General features: G+C 63.1%; 13 protein-coding genes and 3 tRNA genes. 9 read left to right on the top strand and 7 right to left on the bottom strand.

The genetic code is table 11. From position 1 onward, the window contains the following. Positions 1–67: 67 nt before the first annotated feature. From F6X62_RS02175 to phnN, 8 genes are all read left to right on the top strand, one after another. Complete coding sequence (locus F6X62_RS02175; protein ID WP_151925818.1) at positions 68–1,750, top strand: fatty acid--CoA ligase; 1,683 nt, start codon at positions 68–70, stop codon at positions 1,748–1,750. Between the two features lie 324 nt (positions 1,751–2,074). Continuing rightward, positions 2,075–3,961 carry a DUF1302 domain-containing protein gene (locus F6X62_RS02170; RefSeq protein WP_153772567.1) on the top strand — a complete coding sequence of 629 codons (1,887 nt, stop codon included), beginning with the start codon at positions 2,075–2,077 and terminating at the stop codon, positions 3,959–3,961. 24 nt (positions 3,962–3,985) lie between these two features. Beyond that, positions 3,986–5,350 carry a DUF1329 domain-containing protein gene (locus F6X62_RS02165; RefSeq protein ID WP_063542951.1) on the top strand — a complete coding sequence of 455 codons (1,365 nt, stop codon included), beginning with the start codon at positions 3,986–3,988 and terminating at the stop codon, positions 5,348–5,350. A 208-nt stretch (positions 5,351–5,558) separates the two neighbouring features. Next, a complete protein-coding gene (gene clpB, locus F6X62_RS02160; RefSeq protein WP_054895234.1) occupies positions 5,559–8,123 on the top strand; it encodes an ATP-dependent chaperone ClpB in 2,565 nt (854 codons plus the stop codon). 335 nt (positions 8,124–8,458) lie between these two features. Beyond that, positions 8,459–8,534 (top strand) — tRNA-Asn (locus F6X62_RS02155). Positions 8,535–8,538: 4 nt separating this feature from the next. Beyond that, positions 8,539–8,615, top strand: a tRNA-Pro gene (locus F6X62_RS02150). Between the two features lie 6 nt (positions 8,616–8,621). After that, positions 8,622–8,697 (top strand) — tRNA-Lys (locus tag F6X62_RS02145). Between the two features lie 345 nt (positions 8,698–9,042). Then, a complete protein-coding gene (gene phnN / locus F6X62_RS02140; protein ID WP_153772566.1) occupies positions 9,043–9,603 on the top strand; it encodes a phosphonate metabolism protein/1,5-bisphosphokinase (PRPP-forming) PhnN in 561 nt (186 codons plus the stop codon). A gap of 105 nt (positions 9,604–9,708) precedes the next feature. Here the strand turns inward: phnN and F6X62_RS02135 are convergent, their stop codons facing one another. The 3 genes from F6X62_RS02135 to F6X62_RS02125 form a co-directional block, all read right to left on the bottom strand. After that, positions 9,709–11,004, bottom strand: a complete 1,296-nt coding sequence (locus tag F6X62_RS02135) for an NAD(P)/FAD-dependent oxidoreductase (RefSeq protein ID WP_054895236.1) — start codon at positions 11,002–11,004, stop codon at positions 9,709–9,711. Between the two features lie 84 nt (positions 11,005–11,088). Continuing rightward, positions 11,089–11,262 (bottom strand): DUF3094 family protein, encoded by a 174-nt coding sequence (locus F6X62_RS02130; RefSeq protein ID WP_054895237.1) that lies wholly within the window; start codon positions 11,260–11,262, stop codon positions 11,089–11,091. Between the two features lie 143 nt (positions 11,263–11,405). Continuing rightward, positions 11,406–12,035, bottom strand: a complete 630-nt coding sequence (locus tag F6X62_RS02125) for a DUF1780 domain-containing protein (protein WP_054895238.1) — start codon at positions 12,033–12,035, stop codon at positions 11,406–11,408. A gap of 112 nt (positions 12,036–12,147) precedes the next feature. Between F6X62_RS02125 and F6X62_RS02120 the strand changes: the two genes are divergently transcribed. Further along, complete coding sequence (locus F6X62_RS02120) at positions 12,148–12,843, top strand: energy-coupling factor ABC transporter permease (RefSeq protein ID WP_153772565.1); 696 nt, start codon at positions 12,148–12,150, stop codon at positions 12,841–12,843. Positions 12,844–12,925: 82 nt separating this feature from the next. Here F6X62_RS02120 and yacG read toward each other — a convergent pair whose 3' ends face one another. Genes yacG through F6X62_RS02100 form a run of 4 tightly spaced genes read right to left on the bottom strand, consistent with a single transcriptional unit; the run spans position 12,926 to position 15,822 of the window. Continuing rightward, positions 12,926–13,126: a DNA gyrase inhibitor YacG gene (gene yacG, locus F6X62_RS02115; protein WP_054895240.1), complete on the bottom strand. Its 201-nt coding sequence runs from the start codon at positions 13,124–13,126 to the stop codon at positions 12,926–12,928. After that, positions 13,123–13,746 carry a dephospho-CoA kinase gene (gene coaE / locus F6X62_RS02110; protein WP_054895241.1) on the bottom strand — a complete coding sequence of 208 codons (624 nt, stop codon included), beginning with the start codon at positions 13,744–13,746 and terminating at the stop codon, positions 13,123–13,125. The genes yacG and coaE overlap by 4 nt, the downstream gene beginning before the upstream one ends. Further along, positions 13,746–14,612: an A24 family peptidase gene (locus F6X62_RS02105; RefSeq protein WP_153772564.1), complete on the bottom strand. Its 867-nt coding sequence runs from the start codon at positions 14,610–14,612 to the stop codon at positions 13,746–13,748. Before F6X62_RS02105 ends, coaE begins: the two co-directional genes overlap by 1 nt. 1 nt (position 14,613) lies before the next feature. Beyond that, entirely contained in the window at positions 14,614–15,822 is a 1,209-nt protein-coding gene (locus F6X62_RS02100) for a type II secretion system F family protein (RefSeq protein WP_153772563.1), read from the bottom strand. Positions 15,823–15,828 lie beyond the last annotated feature (6 nt).

The raw sequence follows: 15,828 nt of genomic DNA, 5'->3' as shown, positions 1-15,828 counted from the left end.
ACCGTCGCGTCACCGATCTACAGTAAATCCTTGAATATCCGGCACGCTTTTCAGAAAAGGGATACCCATGCTGCAGACCCGCCTCCTCAAGCCCGCCGACGGCGCCTACACCTACCCGCTGCTGATCAAACGCCTGCTGATGTCTGGCAGCCGCTACGAAAAGACCCGTGAAATCGTCTACCGCGACAAGGTGCGGCTGACCTATCCCGAACTCGGCGAGCGCATCGCCAGGCTGGCCAACGTGCTCACCGAAGCCGGGGTCAAGGCTGGTGACACGGTGGCGGTGATGGACTGGGACAGTCACCGCTATCTGGAATGCATGTTCGCCATCCCGATGATTGGCGCGGTGGTGCACACCATCAACGTGCGCCTGTCTCCCGAGCAGATCCTCTACACCATGAACCACGCCGAAGATCGCTTCGTGCTGGTCAACAGCGATTTCGTCGGCCTCTATCAGGCCATCGCCGGGCAACTGACCACGGTCGACAAGACCCTGCTGATCACTGACGGCCCGGACAAGACCGCCGAGCTGCCGAACCTGGTCGGTGAGTACGAGCAACTGCTCGCCGCCGCCAGCCCGCATTACGACTTCCCCGACTTCGACGAGAACTCGGTGGCCACCACCTTCTACACCACCGGTACCACCGGCAACCCCAAGGGCGTGTACTTCACCCACCGTCAACTGGTGCTGCACACCCTGGCCGAAACGTCGGTGCTCGGCAGCCTCGACAGCGTGCGCCTGCTGAGCACCAACGACGTCTACATGCCGATCACGCCGATGTTCCACGTTCATGCCTGGGGTATCCCCTACGCGGCGACCATGATGGGCATCAAGCAGGTGTATCCGGGGCGCTATGAGCCAGACATGCTGATCAAGCTGTGGCGCGAGGAAAAGGTCACCTTCTCCCACTGCGTGCCGACCATCCTGCAGATGCTGCTCAACTGCCCTTCAGCCAAGGGCCAGGACTTCGGTGGCTGGAAGGTGATCATCGGCGGCAGCGCGCTCAACCGGGCGCTGTACGAGGCTGCCCTGGCGCGGGGCATCCAGCTCACTGCGGCCTATGGCATGTCGGAAACCTGCCCGCTGATCTCCTGCGCGCACCTGAACGAAGAACTGCTGGCCGGTGGTGAAGACGAGCGCGTCAGCTACCGCATCAAGGCCGGCGTACCCGTACCCTTGGTGGAGGCGGCCATCGTCGACGACCACGGCAACTTCCTGCCCGCCGACGGCGAGGCCCAGGGCGAGCTGGTGCTGCGCGCCCCCTGGCTGACCATGGGCTATTTCAACGAACCGGAAAAGAGCAACGAGTTGTGGGCTGGCGGCTGGTTGCACACCGGCGATGTCGCCACGCTCGATGGCATGGGCTACATCGATATCCGCGACCGCATCAAGGATGTGATCAAGACCGGTGGCGAATGGATCTCCTCCCTCGATCTTGAAGACCTGATCAGCCGTCACGTTGCCGTGCGCGAGGTGGCGGTGGTCGGCGTGCCCGATCCGCAGTGGGGCGAGCGGCCATTCGCGCTGCTGGTGGTGCACGAAGGCCAGCAGCTGGACGCCAAGGTGCTCAAGGAGCATCTCAAGCCGTTCGTCGAGTTGGGGCACATCAACAAGTGGGCGATTCCGAGCCAGATCGCCGTTGTTACTGAAATTCCCAAGACCAGCGTGGGCAAGCTCGACAAGAAGCGTATCCGCGTGGACGTCACCCAGTGGCAGGCCAGTAACAGTACTTTCCTCTCGACCCTGTAACACTTGCCCGGGTCACGCCTGTTCTGGCGTGACCCGCGTGTTAGAGGTATCGCGCCTTGTCAAACGACGAAATTGAGCCATGCTTCTGCACTGCCAGCGATCGAAGTGGCCATTTGCGATGCCTCTGCTTGCGAGACGCAAATCACACTTTAGAGGGATCAAGCGCGTGTGGCCGCTGGCTATAGTCGGGTCAGGGGATTTTCAGAAATGGGGGAGGGCGCACGCGCATGCCGTGCTGCCTCTGGCAGGAGCCTGCTCGCAGCGCTCGGGGCCTTTTCTGAAAGGACTCACTGCCATAACAAAAAAGTACATGGAGTAGCGTCGATGACATCTGCAAACCCGTTCTGGCGCCGGGCCAAGCTGCCCTTGGCCGTCAGCCTCGCTTCCACGCTCGCAAGTCCCGCATTCGGTGTGAGTTTCAACATCGGGGAAATCGAAGGTCAGTTCGACTCATCGCTCTCCATCGGGGCCAGCTGGTCGACTGCCAACCCCAACAAGAACCTGATCGGCGTCAACAACGGTGGCAAGGGCCTGTCCCAGACCTCCGACGATGGCCACCTGAACTTCAAGAAAGGCGAGACCTTCTCCAAGATCTTCAAGGGTATCCACGATCTCGAACTCAAGTACGGCGACACCGGCGTCTTCGTCCGTGGCAAGTACTGGTACGACTTCGAGCTCAAGGACGAAGGCCGCGAGTTCAAGGATATCAGCGACTCGGGGCGCAAGTCGGGGGCCAAGTCCTCGGGCGCGCAACTGCTCGACGCGTTCATCTACCACAACTACGCCATCGCCGACATGCCGGGTTCGGTGCGCTTCGGCAAGCAGGTGGTGAGCTGGGGTGAAAGTACCTTCATCGGGGGCGGCATCAACTCGATCAACCCGATCGACGTCGCTGCCTTCCGCCGCCCAGGCGCCGAGATCAAGGAAGGCCTGATCCCGGTCAACATGTTCTACATCTCCCAGAGCCTGACCGACAACCTGTCGGCCGAAGCCTTCTACCAGCTCGAATGGGACCAGACCGTCACCGACAACTGCGGCACCTTCTTCTCCCAGCCCGACATCATCTCCGACGGCTGCACCGACAACCTGCGCGTGCTCAACAGCAGCCGCACGGTGCCAGGCGCAGCGCAGCAGTTCCTCGCCACCCGTGGCGTGAACATCAACGAAGAGGGCGTGATGGTGCGCCGTGGTCCGGACCGCGACGCGCGTGACAGCGGCCAGTTCGGCGTGGCGCTGCGCTACATGTTCGAACCGCTGGACACCGAGTTCGGTGCCTACTTCATGAACTACCACAGCCGTGCGCCGATCTTCAGCGCCACCGGCGCCTCGCCTGCGGTATTCGCCGGCATTCCGTCGCTGCCGGCCAGCCTGCGCCCGCTGGCGCCGCTGATCGTCGCGGGCAACTCGCAATACTTCGTCGAGTACCCTGAAGACATCCGCCTGTACGGCCTGAGCTTCTCCACCACCCTGCCCACCGGCACGGCGTGGAGCGGTGAAATCAGCTACCGTCCCAACGCTCCTGTGCAGTTGAACACCACCGACATCCTGTTCGCCGGTGTGCGTCCACTGGGCGGCGCCCTGGCCAACGCTTCGCTGCTCAACGGTACCCCGGGTCAGGACCTGCACGGCTATCGCCGCAAGGAAATCACCCAGTTCCAGACCACCCTGACGCACTTCTTCGACCAGGTGATGGGCGCCAGCCGCATGACCGTGGTGGGCGAGTTGGGCGTCACCCACGTGGGTGGCCTGGAGAGCGCACACGACACCCGTTATGGCCGCGACCCGGTGTTCGGCCCAGGCCCGCTGCCGGCGACCGGCGGCGCCGACACCTGCCAGGCACTCAACGCCAGCACCATCGCCGGTGCCGGGGCTGGGGCGTCGACCACCAACCTCAACCGCAAGTGCGAGAACGACGGCTACACCACCAGCACCTCCTGGGGGTATCGCGCCCGGGTGATCTGGGACTACAACGACGTCTTCGCCGGGGTCAACCTCAAGCCCAACGTGGCCTGGTCCCACGACGTGTCCGGCTACTCGCCGGGCCCTGGTGGCAACTTCGAGGAAGGCCGCAAGGCGATCAGCCTGGGCCTGGACGCGGAGTACCAGAACACCTACACGGCGAGCCTGTCGTACACCAACTTCTTCGATGGCAAGTACAGCACCGTGGATGACCGCGACTTCGTCGCCCTCAGCTTCGGCGTGAACTTCTAAGAACTCTGATCCAGGACGACAACGATGAAGATGACCACAAGTCTGCTGAAAGCCGGTGTGCTGGGCATGTCCCTGCTGGCGACCAGCGTCATGGCTGCGGTTTCCGCCGATGAGGCGGCCAAGCTCGGTACCACGCTCACGCCGATGGGCGCGGAGAAGGCCGGTAACGCCGATGGCTCGATCGGCCCGTGGGAGCCGCTGGCCAAGACCGCCGGCAGTGTCGATGCCAGGGGCTTCCTGTCCGACCCGTACGGCAGCGAAAAGCCACTGTTCACCATCACCGCCGCGAACGCCGACCAGTACAAGGACAAGCTGGCCCCTGGCCAACTGGCGATGCTCAAGCGCTATCCGGACACCTACAAGCTGCCGGTGTACAAGACCCACCGCGGCGCCACCGTGCCGGATGCCGTGTACGCCGACATCAAGTCCAACGCCACCCAGACCACCCTGGTCGAAGGCGGCAACGGCCTGAACAACTTCCGCGGCGCGATCCCGTTCCCGATTCCCAAGAGCGGTGTCGAGGTGATCTGGAACCACATCACCCGTTATCGCGGTGGCAGTGTGTCGCGTCTGGTCACCCAGGCCACGCCGCAGCAGAACGGTTCCTATAGCCTGGTGTATTTCAACGACCAGTTCGTGTTCCGCGACAAGATGAAGGACTACGACCCGAACAACCCGGGCAACGTGCTGTTCTACTTCAAGCAGGAAGTGACTGCGCCGGCGCGTCTGGCCGGGACCGTGCTGCTGGTGCACGAGACCCTCGATCAGGTCAAGGAACCGCGCAAGGCCTGGATCTACAATGCCGGCCAGCGCCGTGTGCGCCAGGCGCCGCAGGTTTCCTACGACGGCCCGGGTACCGCCGCCGACGGCCTGCGCACCTCCGACAACCTGGACATGTACAACGGCGCGCCGGACCGCTACGACTGGAAGCTTGAAGGCAAGAAGGAGATGTACATCGCCTCCAACGCCTACAAGCTCGACGATCCTAAGCTCAAGTACGCCGACATCATCAAGGCCGGCCACATCAACCAGGACCTGACTCGCTACGAGCTGCGTCGTGTGTGGCATGTGGTCGCGACCCTGAAGCCAGGCCAGCGCCACATCTACGCCAAGCGTGACTTCTACATCGACGAAGATACCTGGCAGGCTGCGGTGATCGACCAGTACGACGGGCGCAACCAGCTGTGGCGCGTGTCCGAGGCGCATGCCCAGCCGTACTACAACAATCAGGTGCCTTGGTACACCCTCGAAGCGATCTATGACCTGCAGTCGGGCCGCTACCTGGCACTGGGCATGAAGAACGAGGAGAAAAAATCCTACGACTTCAGCTTCAGCGCCAACAAGGCTGACTTCCAGCCTGCGGCCCTGCGTCAGAGTGGTGTGCGTTAAGCGTTTAAAAACCAACTCCGTGTCATCTCCCAGAACGCCCCGGCTTGCCGGGGCGTTTCTGTTTCGATCGGTTCATCAGGCTGACCTCGGTCAACCCCGCTAAGCTTGAATCTTCCAGAATCAGCCTTATCTATTGGTCATCTCAGGCAGGTTCTTCATTACAGGTGCTGTCCATCGCTCCGCCTGCCCTTTAAAGGAAGGTATCCCCATGCGAATAGACCGACTGACAAGCAAGCTGCAACTGGCATTATCCGATTCCCAATCCCTGGCCGTTGGCATGGACCACCCGGCCATCGAACCTGTGCATCTGCTGCAGGCACTGATCGAGCAGCAGGGCGGTTCGATCAAGCCCCTGCTGATGCAGGTAGGCTTCGACATCAGCAGCCTGCGCAAGGCGCTGACCAAAGAGCTCGACCAGCTGCCGAAAATCCAGAACCCCACGGGCGACGTGAACATGTCCCAGGACCTGGCGCGCCTGCTCAACCAGGCTGACCGCCTGGCCCAGCAGAAGGGCGACCAGTTCATTTCCAGCGAGCTGGTGCTGCTCGCCGCCATGGACGAGAACAGCAAGGTTGGCAAGCTGCTGCTTGGCCAGGGCGTGAGCAAGAAGGCCCTGGAAAACGCCATCAACAACCTGCGCGGTGGCGAGGCGGTCAATGATGCCAACGCCGAGGAATCGCGCCAGGCGCTGGACAAGTACACCGTCGACCTGACCAAGCGTGCCGAAGAGGGCAAGCTCGATCCGGTGATCGGCCGTGACGACGAAATTCGCCGCACCGTGCAGGTACTGCAGCGCCGCACCAAGAACAACCCCGTGCTGATCGGCGAGCCCGGCGTCGGCAAGACCGCCATCGCCGAAGGCCTGGCCCAGCGCATCATCAATGGTGAAGTGCCCGATGGCCTCAAGGGCAAGCGCCTGCTCGCCCTGGACATGGGGGCGCTGATCGCTGGCGCCAAGTATCGCGGCGAGTTCGAAGAGCGCCTCAAAGGCCTGCTCAACGAGCTGTCCAAGCAGGAAGGCCAGATCATCCTGTTCATCGACGAGCTGCACACCATGGTGGGCGCCGGCAAGGGCGAGGGCGCGATGGACGCCGGCAACATGCTCAAGCCGGCCCTGGCCCGTGGCGAGCTGCACTGCGTTGGCGCCACCACGCTCAACGAGTACCGCCAGTTCATCGAGAAGGACGCAGCGCTCGAGCGGCGTTTCCAGAAGGTGCTGGTCGAGGAGCCGAGCGAGGAAGACACCATTGCCATCCTTCGCGGCCTGAAAGAGCGTTATGAAGTGCACCACAAGGTGGCCATCACCGACGGTGCGATCATCGCTGCGGCCAAGCTCAGCCACCGCTACATCACCGACCGCCAGTTGCCGGACAAGGCCATCGACCTGATCGACGAAGCCGCCAGCCGCATCCGCATGGAAATCGACTCCAAGCCAGAGGTGCTCGACCGTCTTGATCGTCGCCTGATCCAACTGAAGGTGGAGTCCCAGGCCCTGAAGAAGGAAGAGGACGAAGCGGCGAAGAAGCGCCTGGAAAAACTCACCGAGGAAATCGAGCGCCTTGAGCGCGAATATTCCGATCTCGAGGAAATCTGGGCGTCGGAAAAGGCCGAGGTACAGGGCTCGGCGCAGATCCAGCAAAAGATCGAACAGGCTCGCCAGGAACTCGAGGCCGCCCGCCGCAAAGGCGACCTGAGTCGCATGGCCGAGTTGCAGTACGGGGTGATCCCCGACCTGGAGCGCAGCCTGCAGATGGTCGATCAGCACGGCAAGACCGAGAACCAGTTGCTGCGCAACAAGGTCACCGAGGAAGAGATCGCCGAGGTCGTCTCCAAGTGGACCGGCATCCCGGTGTCGAAGATGCTCGAAGGCGAGCGCGAGAAGCTGCTGAAGATGGAAGGCCTGCTGCACGAGCGGGTGATTGGCCAGGACGAGGCGGTCACTGCCGTGGCCAACGCCGTGCGCCGGTCGCGTGCCGGGTTGTCCGACCCGAATCGCCCGAGCGGCTCGTTCCTGTTCCTCGGCCCGACCGGCGTGGGCAAGACCGAGCTGTGCAAGGCGCTCGCCGAATTCCTCTTCGACACCGAGGAGGCCATGGTGCGCATCGATATGTCCGAGTTCATGGAGAAGCACTCTGTCGCTCGCCTGATCGGTGCACCGCCAGGCTATGTGGGTTACGAGGAGGGCGGCTACCTGACCGAAGCGGTGCGTCGCAAGCCCTACTCGGTGGTGTTGCTCGACGAGGTGGAAAAGGCGCACCCGGATGTGTTCAACGTGCTCCTGCAGGTACTGGAGGATGGCCGCCTGACCGACAGCCACGGGCGTACCGTTGATTTCCGCAACACGGTCATCGTCATGACCTCCAACCTGGGTTCGGCGCAGATTCAGGAACTGGTCGGCGACCGTGAGGCGCAACGTGCGGCGGTGATGGATGCGGTGGGTTCGCACTTCCGTCCGGAGTTCATCAACCGGATCGACGAAGTGGTGGTGTTCGAGCCGCTGGGCCGCGAGCAGATCGCCGGTATCACCGAGATCCAGCTGGGCCGCTTGCGTGGTCGTCTGGCCGAGCGCGAGCTGTCGCTGAGCCTGAGCCCGGAAGCCCTCGACAAGCTGATTGCCGTTGGCTACGACCCGGTGTATGGCGCACGGCCGCTCAAGCGTGCGATCCAGCGCTGGATCGAGAACCCGCTGGCGCAACTGATCCTCGGTGGCCAGTTCGTGCCGGGTGCGGCGATCACGGCGAAGGTGGAAGGCGACGAAATCGTCTTCGCCTGACGAAGTTGCCATCGCGGGCTTGCCCCGCGATGGCACCTGCGCAACCCCGCAAACCCCTGATTTTTCGGCGCTGGATCTAACTCGCTGAAAATTTTGAAAAAAATGCTTGCACAAAAAAACGAGTGCCCCTAATATTCGCCCCGCTGTCAGGCACTACGCAGATCACCGGCGGTAAAGATGATCTGAAAACAACTTACAAATCAGTAAGTTGGGTAAAAAAAAGTGGTTGACAAGCAAAACGAAGAATGTAGAATAGCCGACCTCAGCAGCGACAACGCTAAAGAGATTGAAGCTAACACAAGCTTCGAAGCTGTAAGAGTTGTACGAAGTTCAGTTCCGCGATAGCTCAGTCGGTAGAGCAAATGACTGTTAATCATTGGGTCCCTGGTTCGAGTCCAGGTCGCGGAGCCAATTTCGGGGTGTAGCGCAGTCCGGTAGCGCGCCTGCTTTGGGAGCAGGATGTCAGGAGTTCGAATCCCCTCACCCCGACCATTTTCCGGGTCGTTAGCTCAGTTGGTAGAGCAGTTGGCTTTTAACCAATTGGTCGTAGGTTCGAATCCTACACGACCCACCATGTAAAAAGGGCATCTCGAATGAGATGCCCTTTTTCTTTTGTCTCAAGAAAATCATTTCGTAACTCGCGGCTGTTTTCCTGGGTAGCAACTGTCCTGTGCAAAATCGGAAGGCCAGCCACAATCTCTGTGGCAGCGGCCGACTTGGCGCGCGAGGGGCTGCTGGATATCCTCCCAGCGATTATCATTCGACCAGCCTGCTGCTGCGGTCAATCTCGGCACCGCCGAGCACAGCGGCATCGGTTTGCCCCGTATCGTGCAAAGGGTCAGTGCTGCGAGGGCTGCATGACCGTGGCGATATCCGCGTCGGTGCGGCATGTATGGCGAGAAGCGAAGAGGGTGTACTGATGGCAGGCAGGTTGATTTACCTGATCGGGCCGTCCGGATCCGGCAAGGACAGCCTGCTGGACGCCGCCCGCGAACAACTGACAGCGCGTGGCTGTCGCATTGCCCGGCGGGTCATCACCCGGTCTGCCGAAGCGATGGGCGAAGCCGCCCTGGCGGTCAGCGCCGCTCAGTTCGAGCAGATGCGCGGGGACGGCGCATTTGCCCTGCACTGGCAGGCCAATGGCCTGCATTACGGCATTCCACGGGTCATCGACCAGTGGCTTGGGGAGGGGCACGACGTGCTGGTGAACGGCTCGCGTGGCTACCTGAACACGGCGCGGCAGCGTTATCCGAATTTGCAGGTGGTGCTGCTCAGTGTCGAACAGGACATCCTGCGCCAGCGCCTGCTGGCGCGGGGGCGTGAGTCGCAGGAGGAAGTGGAGGCGCGCCTGGCGCGTAATGCCCGCTTTGCCAGCGAAGCGCGCGAGGCCGACCTCGGCTTGCTGGTGCTCGACAACTCCGGGCCACTGGCCGACACCGTCTCGCGTCTGCTCGCGCACCTGGAGCGGCCATGCAACTGACCCAGCTTGGCACTCTGCCCTGCCGGTCACACCAGAGCTTGCCGCACCTGCGCGGCGACGTGCTCGCAAAAAGGGCCGCAAAGCGGCCCTCGTGATCTCAGCTGATCAGTGCAGCTTCAGCCGCGGCTCGGTGCCGCGGCCGATCTTGCTGCCGATCATCAACATCGCCGTGCGGAACACCCCATACAGCGCCATCTGGTGCATGCGGTACAGCGACACATAGAACATCCGCGCCAGCCAACCCTCCAGCATCACGCTGCCGGTCAGGTTGCCCATCAGGTTGCCTACCGCCGAGAACCGCGACAGCGACACCAGCGAGCCGTAGTCCTTGTACGCGTAGGTCGGCAATGGCTTGTTCTCCAGCCGCGCCTTCAGGCTCTTGGCCAGCATCGAAGCCTGCTGGTGCGCCGCCTGCGCCCGTGGCGGCACATTGCGGTCGCTGCCTGGTTGCGGGCAGGCGGCGCAGTCGCCGAAGGCGAAGATGTCGTCATCCCGCGTGGTCTGCAGCGTAGGACGCACCACCAGCTGGTTGATCCGGTTGGTCTCCAGGCCGTCGATATCCTTGAGGAAGCCTGGCGCACGAATACCTGCCGCCCACACCTTCAGGCTCGCCTGGATCACTTCGCCGGTCGCGGTTTTCAGGCCTTCCTCGGTCACTTCGCTGACCGCAGCGTTGGTCATCACCGTCACCCCGAGTTTCTCCAGGGTCTTGTGCACCGGCACGCTGATGCGCTCCGGCAGCGCTGGCAGCACGCGCGGGCCAGCCTCGATCAGGGTGATGTGCATGTCCTTGGGCTGGATGCGGTCCAGGCCGTAGGCCGCCAGCTCGTGGGCTGCGTTGTGCAGCTCCGCCGCCAGTTCCACACCGGTCGCACCGGCGCCGACGATGGCCACGCTGATCTGCTCGCTGGCCTGATCGCCCGCGTGGGCGCGCAGGTAGTGGTTGAGCAGTTGCTGGTGGAAGCGCTCGGCCTGCTTGCGGCTGTCGAGGAACAGGCAGTGCTGCGCCGCGCCCAGGGTGCCGAAGTCGTTGGTGTTGCTGCCTACGGCGATCACCAGCGTGTCGTAGCCCAGGGTGCGCGCCGGCAGCAGCTCGCGGCCTTCTTCGTCGAGGGTCGCGGCCAGCTGGATCTGCTTGCCTTCACGGTCCAGGCCGCTCATGCGCCCCAGCTGGAAGTTGAAGTGGTTCCACTTGGCCTGGGCCACGTAGTTCAGCTCGTCTTCCGAGGAGTTCAGCGAACCGGCAGCCACTTCGTGCAGCAGCGGTTTCCAGATGTGCGTCAGGTTGGCGTCGACCAGAGTGATCTCGGCGCGCTTGCGCTTGCCGAGGCTCTTACCCAGGCGGGTCGCCAGTTCCACGCCGCCGGCGCCGCCGCCGACAATCACGATGCGATGAGTCATGGGGATATCTCACAAGTTTTACGGAATTCCTGGACACAAGGTCCGGCCGCTGCGTGCAAGAGAGGAGGGCGAGCGCAAGGCAGCTCATAGCACCAGTCCACTCAGCAAGCGGCTCAACAGGCCCAGACCAATGGTCACGATCACCACCAGGGCAAGGAGCAGCCAGGGCCTGAAAGGCTTGCGCTCGACTTGATGCTGGGGGGCTCGCAGATACTCATCGACGCGACGCTGATCTTCCGGATTCAGGCGGCTGGTCATGGTGGGCCTCGTGGGTAGACGCTTGGGATGACGAGAACGCTACAACCTTTCCTGCAGCGTTATCGCAAGCACGTGAAACAAATGATAATACCTTTCATCTCCGCCGCCGAGTGTACGCCATCGCAAAGACACCCGGCACGCGATCAAAGACTGATACCGACATCGAACAGAATGCTGCGCCCCAGGTTGCCGCGCAGGAAATCCGGCGCGTCCGGGTGGGCGAACAACACCCGGGCGAAGGTCGGCCCCACCAGCGACAACGAGCGCCAGCCCTGGCGCAGGTATTCGGTGGGCGGTGGGAAATGGCTGTTGAGGTCGAGCACCTCGCGCTTGAGGCTGGCGAAGGCGATGATGTCCAGCTCGCCCAAGTCCAGCCCGCGCTCACGGTAGTTGTGCGCCTTCTTGCGCAGGGTCGGGGCCAGGCGCGCGAGTAGCTCCTGTGCGCTGATTCGCCGGGGGCGCGCTTCGCGGCGCACCAGTTGGGCCAGGGAGAAGGCACTGCGCCGACGCTGCAGCTCCTCGCGCCATTCGTCGTTGAGCCGACGCCCTTCGTCGAGTACGAAGAACACCTCGAACGCCGCATCGCGAAACAGCACGTCAGGCGGCTCCTGCCCGGCCGGGGTGAAGTCCTCGCTGCGGTAGGGAATGTTCAACCCTTGCAGCAGGCGCTGGCAGACCCAACGCTCACGCTCCCATTTGCGGGCATTGGACAGGAACGCGTTGGCTTGTTCGGCCTGGATGGTAAGCAGGCGCAGGTAGTCTGAGTCATCCATGGGAACAAGCTTAGCCTGCAATTGTGAAGGATAAGGGCTTGTTTGTTCGTGGGAATCGTCATCAGGGAATGGGTGTAGACTCGAAAGCATCCGACATGCACGCGAGGTCGCGGTGATCAGCGCACAGGTCCTGTCCTCCACCAGTCTCACGCTTGGCTGGCTGGCCTACGTTCCCCTGTTGATCTGGGCGGCCAGCCGCACCCGCTGGGTCGAGCTGTTCACCGACACCCGCCGCCAGCACCTGCTGTTCGGCACCGTGTTCGGCCTGTTCGCGCTGTGGCTGGTGCGGCGCGATTTCGACACCGGCGTGTCCTACCACTTCATCGGCATGACCGCCGTGACCCTCCTGCTGGATTGGCCGCTGGCCATACTCGGCGGTTTTCTTGCCCAGCTCGGCCTGCTCGCCCTCGGCCGCCAGGACCTGGGAGCGCTGGGCGTCAACGGCCTGTTGATCATCGGCTTGCCGGTGCTGGTCACCGAGGTGTGCGCGATCCTGGTCGAACGCGCCCAGCCGCGTAACCTGTTCGTCTATATCTTCTGTTCGGGATTCTTCGCGGCCGCCCTGGCGACCTTGCTGTGCCTGATGGCCGCGCTGGGTGTGCTATGGCTGGACGGGCTGTTCGCCATGCCCGAGTGGCTCAGCGATTTCGTCGGCTACCTGTGGCTGATGATATTCCCCGAGGCCTTCATCAACGGTACCGTGATCAGCGCCCTGGTGGTGTTCTGCCCCGAGTGGCTGGAAACCTTCAACCGCACCCGCTACCTGCAGGCCCCGTGGAAGGATGAAGAGGGCGAGGGGAAGGACTGAATCGCCTCTAAAAACGCCTGTAGAAACCCTCTGCGGGAATGGCACCAGCAAAAGCCTGGGCCATCCCCACCCCCTCATCAAATCAATGCCGAGGCTCAAGATCCCCCGAATACAGCTCATCCTCCGACTCCGGCGCCGCTGGAATCTTGTGCTCCTCGGCCGCCCAGGCCCCCAGGTCGATCAGCTTGCAGCGATCGGAGCAGAACGGCCGGTTCGGGCTCTTCTCGCTCCATTCCACAGGTGCGCCACAGGTCGGGCAATCGACGGTCATTGGCTGGCTCAAGGCTGGCCTCCTCGCAAAGTCAGGTAAAAGGCATGCAACTGGTCGATCTGCTCATGCAGCCACGGCAGGTCGCGGTCATTGACCACCACATCGTCGGCATGGCGCAGGCGCTCTTCCCGCGCCAACTGCGCCTTGAGAATCGCCTGCACCTGCTCCTCGCTGGTGTTGTCACGCTGCAGCGTGCGCGCGATCTGCAGCGCTTGCGGCACATCGATCACCAGGATGCGTTGGGTCTTCTGGTACTGCCCCGACTCGATCAGCAGCGGCGACACATACACCGCATAGGGCGACTCGGCCTTGGCCAGGTAGCTGAAGATCTCCTGCCCGATCAGCGGGTGCAGCAGTTGCTCGAGCCAGCGCCGCTGCGCAGGGTCGGCAAAGATCTGCTGGCGCAGGGCCGAGCGATCAAGGGTGCCGTCATCCAGCAGCACGCCCGCACCAAAGCGCTCGACGATGCTCGCCAGCGCCGGCCGACCCGGCTCGACCACCCAGCGCGCCGCCTGGTCGGCATCCACCAGGTGCACGCCAAGCTCGACGAAACGCTCGGCGGCAGCGCTCTTGCCGCTGCCGATGCCGCCGGTCAGTCCGAGAATCCAGGGGGTAAATGCAGCAGTGGTCATCAGTATCCGAGCAGTTGCATGTAGGAAGCGTATATTTCATCACCCCAGAGCCATGCGATCCAGCCCGCAATTGCCAGATAGGGCCCAAAAGGCATCGTCGTCCCCAGCGAAGCCTTGCGCAGCCGCAGCAGGCACAGCCCGATCACCGCCCCCACCACCGACGACAGCAACAGCGTCAGCGGCAGCACCTGCCAGCCGCCCCATGCGCCCAGCAGCGCCAGCAGCTTGAAGTCGCCATAGCCCAGGCCCTCCTTGCCGGTGACCAACCGAAACAGCCAATACACCGACCACAGGCTCAGGTAACCGACCACCGCACCCCACAGCGCATCGGCCAACGGCACGAATACCCCGAAGGCATTGACCACCAGCCCCAGCCACAACGTCGGCAGCACCAGCACATCCGGCAGCAATTGATGCTCCGCATCGATCAGGCTCAGGGCCAGCAGGCACCACGTCAGCACCATCGCGAACAGCGCCTGCACGCTCACTCCGAAATGCCACGCCACCACCAGCGACAGCCCCGCGCAGGCCAGCTCCACCAGCGGATAACGCAGGCTGATCCGCCCCTTGCACGCCGAGCAGCGCCCACGCAGGGCCAGGTAACTCACGACCGGAATGTTTTCCCACGCCCGAATCCGATGCCCGCAGCCCGGGCAGTGCGAGGCCGGCAGGCACAGGTCGAAACGCTCATGCGCCTCCACCGGCATCCCCAGCACCTCACGCGCCTCGTTCTGCCACTGGCGTTCGAGCATCACCGGCAACCGATGCACCAGCACATTCAGAAAGCTGCCCACCAGCAGCCCGAGCACGGCTGCACTCGCCAGGAAGAACCCTGGCTGGTCGGCAAGAAAAGTCCACAGATTCATGTCAGATCAGGCTACCCAACTGGAAGATCGGCAAGTACATGGCCACCACCAGGCCACCCACCAGAACACCGAGGATCAGCACGATGGCTGGCTCCAGCATGCTGGTCAACTGCTCCAGCGCCTGCCCGACCTGTTCCTCGTAATGACAGGCCGCCTTGTTCAGCATCGCTTCCAGCGTGCCGCTCGACTCACCGATCGCCGTCAACTGCACCAACAGCGCCGCGAACAACGGCTCCAGCGCCATCGCCTGATGCAGCCCCAAGCCATTGGCCATGCCTTGGCGCAACTGGCGGATCGCCCGCTCGTGCAAGGCATCGCCGCTCGCCGCCGCCACGGTTTCCAACGCATCGAGCAACACCACCCCCGAACCATAGGCCGTCCCAAGGCTACGTGCGAAGCGCGCCAATGCCGCATGGCTCAACAAGCGCCCGAACACCGGCACCCGCAGCGCCTGGCGAATCATCCACAACCGCCCCGGCAAGTGCTCCCGATACAGCTTGCGCACCGCCAGACCCGCCACACCGAATATCCCCAGCACACCCAGTAGATGCCGCCCCAGAGCGTCAGACAATTCGATAACCCACCGCGTAAAGACCGGCAACTCCTTGCCCACTCCCGCAAACATCCCCTCGAAACGTGGCACCACCTCCAGCAACAGCAACGCCGACACCCCAAGCCCCGTCAGCAGCAGAATCAGCGGATACAGCATCGCCTTGCGCACCCTGCGCCGCAGCGCCTGACGCCGTTCCAGCAGGTCTGCCAACTGCTCCAGTTGCCGATCCAGCGTCCCCGACTGCTCCCCGACTCGCACCAGGTTGCAGAACAACGCATCGAACCAACGCGGGTGCCGCTGCAGCGCATCCGCCAGCCCCAACCCTGCAGAAACATCCTGCTGCAAGCGCCCCAGCAACCGCACCATCCCAGCGTCTGCACCACTGCGCCCCATCACCTCGAACGCCTGCAACAGCGGTACCCCCGCTTTCAACAGCGTCGCCAACTGACGCGAAAACCCCGGCGCATCCACCTTCTCCCGCCGCAGCGGCAGCTTCCAACCTCGCCCACCCGCTGGCCACACCCGCGCGCCCTTGATTCCCTGGCGCAACAACCCCGCCTGCACGAATGCCGGGCTGCGCCCCTGCATCTGCCCACTGACCCGCGCCCCCTGCGCATCTACGCCTCGCCACGCATACAACCGAGTCGAATCCTTCATTCGCCA

This window comes from Pseudomonas sp. MNR3A, from assembly GCF_009650575.1.
GTDB lineage: Bacteria > Pseudomonadota > Gammaproteobacteria > Pseudomonadales > Pseudomonadaceae > Aquipseudomonas > Aquipseudomonas machongensis.
The sequence above is the reverse complement of the archived record's forward strand: the minus strand, read 5'-3'. Positions and strand labels throughout refer to the sequence as shown.

Coding starts and splice junctions, on each gene's coding strand:
- F6X62_RS02125 (WP_054895238.1), bottom strand. CDS start 12,035: ATGGATGACTCAGACTACCTGCGCCTGCTTACCATCCAGGCCGAACAA.
- F6X62_RS02105 (WP_153772564.1), bottom strand. CDS start 14,612: ATGAATCTGTGGACTTTTCTTGCCGACCAGCCAGGGTTCTTCCTGGCG.
- F6X62_RS02170 (WP_153772567.1), top strand. CDS start 2,075: ATGACATCTGCAAACCCGTTCTGGCGCCGGGCCAAGCTGCCCTTGGCC.
- F6X62_RS02100 (WP_153772563.1), bottom strand. CDS start 15,822: ATGAAGGATTCGACTCGGTTGTATGCGTGGCGAGGCGTAGATGCGCAG.
- F6X62_RS02135 (WP_054895236.1), bottom strand. CDS start 11,004: ATGACTCATCGCATCGTGATTGTCGGCGGCGGCGCCGGCGGCGTGGAA.
- F6X62_RS02130 (WP_054895237.1), bottom strand. CDS start 11,262: ATGACCAGCCGCCTGAATCCGGAAGATCAGCGTCGCGTCGATGAGTAT.
- coaE (WP_054895241.1), bottom strand. CDS start 13,746: ATGACCACTGCTGCATTTACCCCCTGGATTCTCGGACTGACCGGCGGC.
- F6X62_RS02175 (WP_151925818.1), top strand. CDS start 68: ATGCTGCAGACCCGCCTCCTCAAGCCCGCCGACGGCGCCTACACCTAC.
- F6X62_RS02165 (WP_063542951.1), top strand. CDS start 3,986: ATGAAGATGACCACAAGTCTGCTGAAAGCCGGTGTGCTGGGCATGTCC.
- phnN (WP_153772566.1), top strand. CDS start 9,043: ATGGCAGGCAGGTTGATTTACCTGATCGGGCCGTCCGGATCCGGCAAG.
- clpB (WP_054895234.1), top strand. CDS start 5,559: ATGCGAATAGACCGACTGACAAGCAAGCTGCAACTGGCATTATCCGAT.